This window comes from Pandoraea sp. CB10b_02 (genome assembly GCF_002216225.1).
In the GTDB taxonomy this organism is placed as follows: Bacteria; Pseudomonadota; Gammaproteobacteria; order Burkholderiales; family Burkholderiaceae; genus Pandoraea; species Pandoraea nosoerga.
On sequence record NZ_NJGW02000002.1, the window covers coordinates 94,439 to 106,427 of the forward strand.

At 63.9% G+C, this 11,989-nt stretch carries 11 protein-coding genes; 2 read left to right on the forward strand and 9 right to left on the reverse strand.

The window, feature by feature from the left end:
• The first annotated feature begins 14 nt into the window (after positions 1–14).
• Both folD and CDN36_RS02205 read left to right on the forward strand, forming a co-directional pair.
• On the forward strand, positions 15–869 hold the full coding sequence (gene folD / locus CDN36_RS02200; protein ID WP_287495890.1) for a bifunctional methylenetetrahydrofolate dehydrogenase/methenyltetrahydrofolate cyclohydrolase FolD: 855 nt from the start codon (positions 15–17) through the stop codon (positions 867–869).
• Positions 870–1,257: 388 nt separating this feature from the next.
• Entirely contained in the window at positions 1,258–3,336 is a 2,079-nt protein-coding gene (locus CDN36_RS02205; RefSeq protein ID WP_287495891.1) for a M3 family metallopeptidase, read from the forward strand.
• Between the two features lie 282 nt (positions 3,337–3,618).
• Here the strand turns inward: CDN36_RS02205 and CDN36_RS02210 are convergent, their stop codons facing one another.
• The 9 genes from CDN36_RS02210 to hfq all read right to left on the reverse strand — a co-directional run bounded on the left by CDN36_RS02210 (position 3,619) and on the right by hfq (position 11,944).
• The gene (locus CDN36_RS02210) at positions 3,619–4,239 is read right to left on the reverse strand and encodes a DUF4189 domain-containing protein (RefSeq protein ID WP_287495892.1); all 621 of its coding nucleotides are present in this window, start codon (positions 4,237–4,239) and stop codon (positions 3,619–3,621) included.
• A 275-nt stretch (positions 4,240–4,514) separates the two neighbouring features.
• Positions 4,515–5,051: a phosphoribosyltransferase gene (locus CDN36_RS02215; RefSeq protein ID WP_150556938.1), complete on the reverse strand. Its 537-nt coding sequence runs from the start codon at positions 5,049–5,051 to the stop codon at positions 4,515–4,517.
• Positions 5,052–5,078: 27 nt separating this feature from the next.
• Complete coding sequence (locus CDN36_RS02220) at positions 5,079–6,419, reverse strand: adenylosuccinate synthase (RefSeq protein ID WP_150556939.1); 1,341 nt, start codon at positions 6,417–6,419, stop codon at positions 5,079–5,081.
• A gap of 73 nt (positions 6,420–6,492) precedes the next feature.
• On the reverse strand, positions 6,493–7,653 hold the full coding sequence (locus CDN36_RS02225; RefSeq protein ID WP_287495893.1) for an ATP phosphoribosyltransferase regulatory subunit: 1,161 nt from the start codon (positions 7,651–7,653) through the stop codon (positions 6,493–6,495).
• Between the two features lie 37 nt (positions 7,654–7,690).
• Positions 7,691–7,882: a DUF2065 domain-containing protein gene (locus CDN36_RS02230; RefSeq protein WP_174966463.1), complete on the reverse strand. Its 192-nt coding sequence runs from the start codon at positions 7,880–7,882 to the stop codon at positions 7,691–7,693.
• Between the two features lie 72 nt (positions 7,883–7,954).
• Positions 7,955–8,854, reverse strand: coding sequence for a protease modulator HflC (hflC, locus tag CDN36_RS02235; protein WP_150556941.1), 900 nt, complete (start codon positions 8,852–8,854; stop codon positions 7,955–7,957).
• A 12-nt stretch (positions 8,855–8,866) separates the two neighbouring features.
• Positions 8,867–10,219: an FtsH protease activity modulator HflK gene (gene hflK / locus CDN36_RS02240; RefSeq protein ID WP_150556942.1), complete on the reverse strand. Its 1,353-nt coding sequence runs from the start codon at positions 10,217–10,219 to the stop codon at positions 8,867–8,869.
• A 221-nt stretch (positions 10,220–10,440) separates the two neighbouring features.
• Complete coding sequence (gene hflX / locus CDN36_RS02245; protein WP_150556943.1) at positions 10,441–11,607, reverse strand: GTPase HflX; 1,167 nt, start codon at positions 11,605–11,607, stop codon at positions 10,441–10,443.
• A gap of 100 nt (positions 11,608–11,707) precedes the next feature.
• On the reverse strand, positions 11,708–11,944 hold the full coding sequence (hfq, locus tag CDN36_RS02250; protein ID WP_010807283.1) for an RNA chaperone Hfq: 237 nt from the start codon (positions 11,942–11,944) through the stop codon (positions 11,708–11,710).
• Between the last annotated feature and the right edge of the window lie 45 nt (positions 11,945–11,989).

Consider the following 11,989-nt stretch of genomic DNA (forward strand, 5'->3'; position numbering starts at 1 on the left):
GACATCCACGCAACATGACCGCCACCCTCATCGACGGCAACGCCCTCGCCAAACGCATTCGCGCCGAAGTTGCCACCCGCGCCGCCGCGCTCACGGTTCGCGGCCATCAGCCCGGCCTCGCCGTGGTGCTGGTTGGCGACGATCCCGCCAGCCAGGTCTACGTCCGCAACAAGGTCAAGGCCTGCGAAGACAACGGCCTGTATTCGTCGCTCGACCGCTACCCCGCCGACCTGACGGAAAGCGCGCTGCTCGCGCGCATCGATGAGCTCAATCGCGATCCGAAAATCAACGGCATTCTGGTGCAATTGCCCCTGCCCAAGCACATCGACAGCCACAAGGTGCTCGAAGCGATCGTGCCCGAGAAGGACGTGGACGGCTTCCACGTCTCGAACGCCGGCGCTCTCATGACTGGCGCACCGCTGTTCCGCCCGTGTACACCTTACGGCTGCATGAAAATGCTCGAGTCCGTCGAATTCCCGCTGCGCGGCGCAGTCGCTGTCGTGATCGGGGCATCGAACATCGTCGGCAAACCAATGGCCATGATGCTGCTTCAGGCAGGCGCCACGGTCACGATCTGTAACAGCAAGACACGCGATCTGGCCGCTCACACGCGCAACGCCGACGTGATCGTTGCAGCGGTGGGCAAACGCAACATCGTGACGGCGGACATGGTCAAACCAGGAGCTGCCGTGATCGACGTCGGCATGAATCGCGACGACGAAGGCAAGCTATGCGGTGACGTCGACTTCAATGGCGTCAAGGAAGTGGCCGGCTACATCACGCCCGTGCCGGGCGGCGTGGGCCCGATGACGATCACCATGCTGCTCGTCAACACGATCGAAGCCGCCGAGCGAGCGCTCGCCGGCTAAGCGCCGCCAAACATCACTGAACGCCTCTGAACGCCTCTGTGTGCCCCTGGATGCCCCTGATGCCCCGGGGCATTTTCCTCGCGGGCAAAGACAGTGGCGTCACGACGCTTTGCCTGCGTCGGCGCGCCCCTTACAAGTTCCGATCACACAGGCGAAACGCCTGTCCCGAGACTCGGATTCTCCCGAAAAACCAGTCCGCGTCGCGTAACAGCGCGGCCGCAACACTGGGCTCTCGCTCCGCCTCGCACGCCGCAAATCCCCAGCCGGCAAGGCTTCTCGCCTGACTTCCGGGCAGCGCAGTCAATCACCCCGGTTGAAAAAAACGACTGGAAAAATCCACAGCTTGCCCCCACACTCTTCGTAAGCCCTTTCAGTGGACAACGAACGCATGAATACGCCGCAAACCAATCCTCTGCTCGATACCGAAGGTCTTCCCCGCTTTGCCGACATCCGCCCCGAACACGTGACGCCCGCCGTGGACGTGCTGCTCGAGCGTGCGCGCGCAGCGGTCGATCGCGCGGCCGATCCCGCGACGCCGGCGACCTGGGCCAATATTCTGGACGCGGTCGAAGACGGCACCGAGGGTCTGGGCCGCGCCTGGGAAATCGTCGGCCACCTGAATGCCGTGGCCGACACGCCCGAATTGCGCGCGGCTTACAGCGAGAATCTGCCTCGCGTGACGGAGTTTTCGGCGAGCGTCGGCCAGAACCTGGCACTGTTCGAAAAGTACAAGGCCATCGCTGCCGGCCCCCAATTCGCGGGGCTCTCGCCCGCGCGCAAGAAGATCCTCGAAAACGAGATGCGCGGCTTCCGCCTGGGCGGCGCCGAACTGCCGGAGGATAAGAAACCGCGCTTCGCAGAGATTCAGGAAGAACAGGCGCGCCTGGCCAAGAACTTCTCCGACCATGTGCTCGACGCGACCAACAGGTTCTCGCTGGTGATCACCGACGAAAAAGAAATCGCCGGCCTGCCCGAGGACGACAAAGCCGCCGCCCGCGCAGCGGCAGAACGCGATGGCGTGGAAGGCTGGAAATTCACGCTGCACTTCCCGTCGTATTTCCCGGTACTGCAGTACGCCGACAACCGCGCGTTGCGCGAGACGCTCTATCGCGCGAATGTGACACGCGCGTCCGAACTCGGGCCGGAGTTCGGCAACGGCGAAGCGGATTGGGACAACACCGACATCATCGTCGAGCAACTCGCACTGCGCCGCGAAGAGGCGCAGATGCTCGGATTCAAGAACTACGCCGAAGTCTCGCTCGAACCGAAGATGGCCGAGTCGCCGGCCCAGGTGCTCGAGTTCCTCGAAGATCTCGCGCGTCGCGCACGCCCCTACGCCGAAAAGGATTGGGCCGAGTTGCAGGCCTTCGCGGCGAAGTCGCTTGGCATCGACAAGCTGGAACCGTGGGACACCGCTTACGCATCGGAAAAACTGCGCCAGCAGCGCTATGCGTTCTCGGAGACCGAAGTCCGCCAATACTTCCCGCTGCCCAAGGTACTCGAGGGTCTGTTCCGCGTGGCCGGCACGCTGTTCGACGTGACGATCCGCCCGCAGGATGCCGAGACGTGGCATCCGGACGTGCGCTTCTATCGCATCGAACGCGATGGCGAACTGATCGCCCAGTTCTACATGGACCTCTTTGCCCGCGAAGGCAAACGCGGCGGCGCCTGGATGGACAGCGCGCGCACGCGCAAACGCCTGCACGACGGCAAGCTGCAAACTCCGGTGGCCTATCTCGTCTGCAACTTCCCGGCCCCGGTGGGCGGCAAACCCGCGCTACTGCCGCACGACGACGTCATCACCCTGTTCCATGAGTTCGGCCATGGCCTGCACCACATGCTCACGCAAGTGGAAGACGCAGGGGTGGCAGGCATCAACGGCGTGGAATGGGACGCGGTCGAACTGCCGTCGCAGTTCATGGAGAACTTCTGCTGGGAATGGGATGTGCTCGAACACATGACGGCCCATGTCGACACCGGTGCGCCGCTGCCGCGCGCACTATTCGACAAGATGGTCGCCGCGCGCAACTTCCAGAGCGGGCTGATGATGCTGCGCCAGTTGGTGTTCTCCGACTTCGACATGCATCTGCACTACGATTTCGATCCGCGCGGCAAGGAGTCGGTGCTGGCGCTTTCGCGTCGCATCAATGACCGGCTGCACGTCACGCCACAGGCCGAATTCTCGCGCTGGCCGAACACGTTCAGCCATATCTTCGCCGGGGGCTACGCCGCGGGGTATTACAGCTACAAGTGGGCCGAGGTACTGTCGGCGGACGTGTATGCGGCCTTCGAGGAAGCGGCCAAGGTGAGCGGCTCGGTGCTCGATACAGCGACCGGTGCGCGCTATCGAGATGAAATTCTCGCCGTCGGGGGAAGCCGTGAAGCGATGGAATCGTTCATCGCCTTCCGGGGCCGTGCACCGCAGGTGGACGCGCTACTGCGCCACAGCGGGATGTCGGCCAACTAACGGCGTCTCGGCGCCCGGAACTTCTGGCAACCGGGCGTCCCGGCTTTGGGGCTTTGGGGCTTTGGGGCTTTGGGGCTTTGGGGCTCTGGGGCTTTGCGGCTTTGCGGCTCTGGGCCGGGCGTTTGGCCTTTTCAGCGTTCGGGCACCCGGGCGTTTGGCGCTCGCGTGCACGAACGATGACGCAGCGAGTGGCGCTGGGTAGTCCACCGATGTCTCGCCGGCATGCCGTTCCCTCACCGCCATAGGCGAAGGAGCGACGCGCCGTGGCGCTGAACCAGGCGGTCAGCGATCGTCGTCGCAGCCGTTGGGCCGCCACACGTAGGTGTTCGTTTCCCGATCAAGGCAGCGCGCGGCCTGAAAGCGGATCGTACAGCCGTTCTCATACGTCCGGGTGCATTCACCGTTCACGCAGCGCGTCTGCATGCGAACGACTTGCCCCGTTGGAATCCGGCACTGGACCTGCGCAGGCAGGCCTGCTGGCGTCGGGGGCAGACGCTTTCCGGGGCGCTGCCCCTCGTCGAGCCACCGTTGGGCGCCGTCGGTCGTACACTGCCCGCCGCGCTGGCAGACGGCGAACGCATCCTGCAACGCCGCTTCCTGCGTCTCACCGAGCGCAATGCCGACCTCGCCATTGCTCGCGTGCACGACCGCCCAGTAGGCCGGGCCATTGCCCGCCATCATCACTTCGCATCGCCCTCCCCGACTGCCGGCACCGAGCCGGCTTCGGCAGCGCTCCAGCACGGCCAGCTTTGCCTTGGCCATCGACGTCTGGTTCGTCACATAGACGAGTCGAACGCCGCCCGCCGAGCGCACGCCGGCTACGGCGGAGGCGGCGTCGGCCGGTGCGCAGGTCAGCATCATCAGACCGGCACAGATCATCGGGAGCGGGCGCAAGCGTGTCATCGGATCGAGGCCACGAGGGCAGCAGAAATGAGGACAGATCCGCATCAGACCATATCCGCGCGCCCGATCAAGCCCGGAGCAACGGGTAACTTGCCCGCCTTATGTCCTGAAGTCCCCGGTTTTCCGGCGGAAGCGTCCACTCTGAGACCCGGCAAAGACGGCGCACACGAAAGCGAAACAGGCGGTGCATCTTTCGATGTCACCGCCTGTTTGCCGAGGCATATCGGTCGTTCCGTGCCGCTCGACCTCACCGGCCGTCGCCACCTTGTCTCGGCTCAGGTCCCGCGTTTGATCCACGCCGCCAGATTATGCGGACGCAGCGTGTCGTACTCTTCGAACGGCTGATGAATCCACGGGTTCGTCGGCAGGAACTCCACCGCGTAATCCGGCGCCACCTTCGAGCAGGCCTTGTGCCACAGCACGGCCGAGCGCACGTCCGAAACCTTCGGGAAACGCTCCTTCAGGTGCTGGCCCACACGCTCGAGCGTCACACCCGAGTCGACCAGATCGTCCACCAACAGCACGCGGCCTTCCAGCTCGCCGCGCGTGATGGTGATGTACTGGGCAATGTCGAGATCACCGCGAATGGTACCTTCGGCTTCCCGATACGAACTCGTCGCCAGAATGGCGAGCGGCACGTCGTAGATGCGAGCGAGCTGGTCACCCACGCGCAAACCGCCACGGGCCAGACACAGGATCTTGTCGAACTTCCAGTTGGACTCGTAGACCTTGAGCGCCAGACGCTCGATCAGCCGATGGTAGTCTTCCCACGAGACCCAGAGGTTCTTATCGTCGTTTTGGGGCAGATTCATGGTGTGCCTTGCCAGTCCTACGAAAATTCAGTTCTTGAACGGATGACGCAGGAGAATCGTCTCCTCACGATCCGGACCGGTCGACACCATGTCGATCGGAATACCGCTCACCTCTTCAATACGTTTGAGGTAGTTCTGCGCCTGAACCGGCAATTGATCCCACGACTTCACGCCGAACGTGCTCTGCGACCAGCCCGGGAAATCTTCGTAGATCGGCTCGCAGCGCGCCACGTCCACGGCGCCGCGCGGCAGGATGTCGACCGACTTGCCGTCGATCTTGTAGCCCACGCACAGGCGCACGGTCTCGAGGCCGTCGAGCACGTCGAGTTTCGTCATGCACAGCCCCGTCACGCCATTGATCTGGATCGAACGCTTGAGCGCTGCGGCGTCCATCCAGCCCGTGCGGCGCGGACGCCCCGTCACCGAGCCGAATTCCTTGCCGACGGTTGCCAGTTGCAGGCCGATCGGCTCCTGACGCGCGGGATTGTCGGCGTCGTACAGCTCGCTCGGGAAGGGACCCGCGCCCACGCGCGTGCAATACGCCTTCGTGATGCCCAGCACGTAGTGCAGTTGTTGCGGCCCCACGCCCGCGCCCGCCGAGGCGGCGCCTGCCACGCAATTGCTGCTGGTCACGAACGGATACGTACCGTGATCGATGTCGAGCAGCGTGCCCTGCGCGCCTTCGAACAGCAGCTTCTGCCCTTCCCGGTTGGCGGCGTACAGCGCTTGCGACACGTCGGTGATCATCGGACGCAGACGATCGGCGTAGCTCAGCATCGTGTCCAGCGTCTTCTGGAAGTCCACGGCCTCGGCGCCCAGATACTGGGTCAGGACGAAGTTGTGATAGTCGAGGTTCTCACGCAGGCGGGCAGCGAACGCTTCCGGATCGAACAGGTCCTGCACGCGCAGCGCGCGACGGCCGACCTTGTCCTCATATGCCGGCCCGATGCCGCGACCGGTCGTGCCGATCTTGCCCGCGCCGCGACGCGCTTCACGCGCCTGGTCGATGGCAACGTGATACGGAAGGATCAACGTACAGGCTTCCGAGATGCGCAGGCGGCCGCAGACGTTCAGACCGGCGCTTTCGAGTTCTTCGATTTCCTTGAACAGCGCCTCGGGCGAGAGCACCACGCCGTTGCCGATGTAGCAGGTGACGCCATCGTGCATGATGCCCGACGGGATCAGGCGCAGAATCGTCTTCTTGCCCCCGATGATGAGCGTATGCCCGGCATTGTGCCCCCCCTGGAAACGCACCACGCCTTGCGCGTGATCGGTCAGCCAATCGACGACCTTACCCTTGCCTTCGTCGCCCCATTGGGTTCCGATAACGACGACGTTGCGTCCCTGATTCAAAGCATTGCCGGACATAACAATAGTTGGTTTGGTTAAAAACGTATTCTACCCGTGTTGGCGTGCGCCAGTGCCGCTTTTTTCAGCGGAGTCACCGGGGTGTCACCACCCACTGGCCATCTTTCTCGACGAGCACCCGATCTCCGGTGAACTCCTCGAAATCCTGATCGTGACCGGGCAGCATGCGGATGACGACCTCGCCCGCATCACGCAGGCTGTCGATCTTGGCGCGCAGGCCCGGCACATCGTCCGCCGGGGCAAGAATCGCGGTACTGCGGGCTTCCACCGGCGAAATCGCCGCCAATTCGCGCAAATCGAGCGAAAAACCGGTCGCCGGTCGGTCACGCCCGAACGCCTGCCCCACCTTGTCGTAACGCCCGCCGCGAGCGATCGCGTTGGGAATGCCGTCGACATACGCCGCGAACATCACCCCGCTGTGGTACTGGTAACCGCGCAAATCGGCCAGGTCGATCGACAGGACGGCCGGACCGTCCTTGCCCTGCGACGCGGCCAGGTAAGCCAGATCGTCAAGCGCCGCCGTCACGCCAGGCAAGTCCGGCAGCGCCTTGCGAGCCCGCTCGAGTGTCTCCGACGGCTCACCATACAACGTGGTCAAGGTCAGCAGCGCCTCGCGCAGGTGCACCGGCAGGTTCTGCGTCAGCGCTTCGAGTTGCGGCACGTCCTTGGTGGCGAGTGCGCCGAACAACTGGCTTTCGATGGCTTCGGCCGCCGGCACGCCCCCGATCAGCGCTTCGAGCACGCCCGCGTGGCACAAATCGATACGAATCTGCTTGAGCCCGGCCAGTTGCAGGCAAAACAGCAGCAATTCCTGGATTTCGAGATCCGCTTCCAGACCGCTGTGACCGAAGATTTCCGCCCCGATCTGAAACGGCTCGCGCGTGGCCAGCAGGTTGCGCGGCCGGGTAAAGAGCACGCTGCCCGCATAGCACAGACGCGTCACGCCCTTGCGATTGAGCAAGTGGGCGTCGATGCGGGCGATCTGGGGCGTGATGTCCGCGCGCAGCCCCATCGTGCGGCCGGAGAGCTGGTCGACCAGCTTGAACGTGCGCAGGTCGAGGTCATGCCCGGTGCCGGTGAGCAGCGACTCGACGTACTCGAGCATCGGCGGCATGACCAGTTCGTAGCCATAGGTGCGGAAACGGTCAAGCATGAGCCGGCGCAGATCTTCGATCTTGCGCGCCTCGGACGGCAGCACGTCGGCGATATTTTCGGGGAGTAGCCAGTTCGGCATGGGTATTTCGGTATTCAGGCGGCGCGAGCGAGCGCCTTTAGTGATCGGCCAGCAGCATGAGCATCAGCCCCAGCGCGACGGCGGCCAGGCCGAAGAAACGGATCTGGCCGGATGGCATTTCCGTTATTTTACGAAAACTTTGCCGCCACCGGTCCGGCGCGACAAACGGAAACATTCCCTCGACGATCAGCATGAGGGCCAAAGCGAGAATTATCGTGCTGCTGGTCACAGGGAGACTCGGCCAAAATGCCACCGCCCGCGATTGACGCGGGCGGTGGCTGCTACTCGGGTGTCAAAGGCGTTATTTTCCCGCTTTTCCGGTCGATGCGCCAGCGCCGCCCGATCCCCGCATGAAACGGAAGAAGTCGCTGTTCGGATCGGCGATGATCACGTCCTTCTTGTCGCGGAAGGTGGCCTTGTACGCTTCCAGGCTTTGATAGAACTGGGCGAACTGCGGATCGCGTCCGAAGGCCTGCGCATAGATGCTGGCCGCGGCGGCATCGCCCTCGCCCTTGACCTGTTGCGCCTTGGCGTATGCCTCGGCCACCACCACGTCGCGCTGACGGTCGGCATCGGCGCGAATCTGTTCGGCCTCGGCAGCACCGGTCGAGCGCAGTTCGTTGGCCACGCGCTTGCGCTCGGCCGCCATCCGGCTATACACCGAATCGCTGATGCCCGCGGCCAGGTCCACGCGGCGCATGCGCACGTCGACGATCTGGATGCCGACCTGCGCCGCATCGTCGCCGACCTTCTGCTTGACCCACTGCATCACCTGCTCGCGCTGCGAAGAGACCACTTCGGTCACCGTTCGCTTGGTGAAGGCTTCCTGCAGGGCCGAGCGAATCTGCTGCGTCAGGCGATCCTGCGCCAGGCGATTGTCGCCCTTGAAACTCACGTAGAACTTGCGCGGGTCGACGATGCGCCACTTCACGTAGGAGTCGACGATCAGGTTCTTCTTCTCGGCCGTGATGAAGCGCTCCGGCTCCGGGTTGTCGATGGTCATGATGCGCTTGTCCAGATACAGCACGGTCTGGAGCGGCGGCGGCAGCTTGAACTTGAGGCCGGGCTGGCTGTAGACGTCCTTGATCTCGCCGAGCGAAAACACCACGGCATAACGACGCTGATCCACCACGAACATGGTCGAGGCGAGCACGATCAACAGTACGATCAGCGCGACGATAACGGTTCCAATACGGTTCATGCGCTTATCCCCTTAGCGTGAATCGCGGTCGCGGTTGCGCAGTGCCGCGCGCGATCGATCATGGTCGACATCGTTGTTGTCATCAGCCGCCGGCGCACCGGCGGCCGGCCCCGTGCCCGCGCCGGAAGCGGGGGCCGGGCCCGACGCGTCCGTGCGCGAGCGCTCCATGATCTTGTCCAACGGCAGGTACAACAGGCTGTTGTTCTTCGAGTCCACCATGATCTTCGTGGTGCGCGAGTAGATTTGCTGCATCGTGTCGAGATACATGCGCTCGCGGATCACGCCCGGCGCCTTGGCGTAGGCTTCCTGCACCGACTTGAAGCGATCGGCGTCACCCTGCGCCTGCGACACGACGCGCGCCTTGTAGGCGGCCGCCTCTTCCGTCAGACGCGACGCCGTACCCTTGGCGCGAGGAATCACGTCGTTGGCATACGCCTGCGCCTCGTTCTTCGCGCGCTCCAGATCCTGCCCCGCCTTCACGGCGTCGTCGAACGCCGCCTGCACCTGCTCGGGCGGCTGCACGCTCTGCATCGTCACGCTGGTGACCAGAATGCCGGTCTTGTAGCTGTCGAGAATGCGCTGAATCGACGTGACCAGTTCGTTGGCGATTTCCTCGCGGCCGGCGTAGAGCACGAAGTCCATCTTGCTCTTGCCGACGATTTCGCGCACCGCCGTCTGCGCGGCCAGATTGACCGACGATTCGGCGTCCACGTTGTTGAACAGGAACTCGGTCGCGTCCTTGATGCGGTATTGCACTGCAAAGCGCACGTCGATGATGTTCTCGTCGCCGGTGAGCATCGACGAGTCCTTCAGGTCGGTGTCGCGAATCGTGTTCGAGCGGCCGATTTCGACCGACCGGATCTGCGACATGTTGACGATTTCGACCGACTGGAAGGGATACGGCAGACGCCACTGGATGCCCGAGGTCGTCGTGTACTTGTACTTGCCGAATTGGGTGACGACCCCGACCTGGCCTTCCTGCACGATGAAAACGCCGGTCGCGAGCCAGATCAGAAACGCGAGCGCGATGACCACGCCTACGCCAATGCCCGAGCCGCGCGAACTGCCGGGAAGATTGCCCGAGCCGCCGTTGCCGCCCCCGCCGTTCTTGCGGCCGAAGATGCGGTTCAGCCGCCGGTTGAAATCGCGCCAGAGTTCATCGAGGTCAGGCGGGCCGTCCTGCTGCGGGCCCTGCGGCCCGCGCTGCGGCTCCTTCGGATCCTGCGAATTCGGGTTGTTCGCACGATCGGGGCGGTTCGGCTCCTGATTACCGGACGGCGTATCGCCGCCGCCGTCCCGCCCCCAGCGCGGGTCGTTCAGGGAGAAGATCAAGCCAACTCGTCGCATCAAAGCTCTTGGAAGCATAGGTAGAAGCGTGGTGACTGAAGCGGTCTTGGCGGTGCGACCGGCGCGCTGCTTCGGAGCGCGCATGCTGCCGGTTCGCGCGTGGTTCCCGAATCTGGTGTGCCGATCGGCGGCCTTGCCCGGCCTCCGTCTAGTCTCTTGCCAGTTCGTCACCCGCGTCGGGCCGTGCTGCCGGTATTCCCCGTGGCAGCCTGCCTCTCACGGTGCGACGTCTCGTGTTATCAGTCTTCTGCGCGCGGCTCGTCGTCCAAACGGTCGATGAGCCGGACATCGGGCGCTTCGTGCTGCGATTGTAACCCAGCAGTGCCGGCGACAACCGCCTCGCTGATGGCCTCGCGCAGCAGGTCCAGCCCTTGTCCCGTGCGTGCGCTCAGGAAGACTCGCGTGATACGCCCGGCTTCGTCCCGCTCGATTCTCGGCCCTTGCGCGGCCAGCTCCGGCACCGCGTCGATCTTGTTCCAGACGAGGATCTGCGGGATGTCCGCCGCATCGATCTCCGCCAGCACGGCGTTGACCTCGGCCATCTGCTCCTGGCGCACCTGACTCGAGGCGTCCACCACATGCAGCAGCATGTCGGCGTGCACCGTCTCTTCCAGGGTTGCCCGGAACGCCGCCACCAGTTGGTGCGGCAACTCGCGGATGAATCCGACAGTGTCGGACAGCACGATGTTCCCCGCCTCGCCCAGATAAACGCGACGCGAGGTCGTGTCGAGCGTGGCGAAGAGCTGGTCCGCCGCATAGGCGTTGGCCTTCGTCATCGCGTTGAACAACGTGGATTTGCCCGCGTTCGTATAGCCGACGAGCGAAATCGACATGGTGCCGCTGCGCTGACGCGCGCGGCGCTGCGTGTCGTGCTGACGGCGCAGCTTGGCCAGACGTGCCTGCAGCGACTTCACGCGCTCGCCCAGCAGACGCCGGTCCGTTTCGAGCTGCGTCTCGCCCGGCCCGCGCAGGCCGATACCGCCCTTCTGACGCTCCAGGTGGGTCCAGGCGCGCACCAGGCGCGTGGACAGGTACTGCAGTTGCGCCAGTTCGACCTGCAGCTTGCCTTCGTGGCTCTTCGCGCGCTGGGCGAAGATATCGAGGATCAGGCTCGTGCGGTCGACGACACGGCGCTGCAGCAGGTGTTCGAGATTGCGCTGCTGCCCGGGCGTCAGGGCGTGATTGAAGATGACCAGCTCGACGTCGTACTCGGCGATGGCCTCGCGCAGCTCCTCGGCCTTGCCGCTGCCGATGAACAGCTTCGCGTCCGGGCTGTGTCGGCGACCGGTAATGGTCACGACAGGCTCGGCGCCTGCGGATTGCGTCAAAAGATCGAGTTCTTGCAGACTGGCGTCGAAGTCGAGTTTGCCGAAATCGATGCCGACGAGCGCGGCGTTGGTGGTCAAGCTACGCTGGGGATGGGTATTGGGACTGTTGGACAAGAGCGGGCGATGGGGAAGAGAAATTCGCCCGGCCGGAGGAAACTCCCGGTCGGGCGAGCCTGAATCAGGACTGCTCGGCTTCCGGATGGAAATTCACCGGACGCGCAGGCACGACCGTCGAAATGGCATGCTTGTAGACCATTTGCGTGACCGTGTTGCGCAGCAGGACGACATATTGGTCGAAGGACTCGATGTTCCCCTGCAGCTTGATACCGTTGACCAGATAGATCGAGACGGGAACATGCTCCTTACGCAAGGCGTTCAGAAACGGGTCTTGTAGAAGTTGCCCTTTGTTGCTCATAAGTTACTCCATTGTATTTTTAGCAGATGACCGTACGCCAGGGCG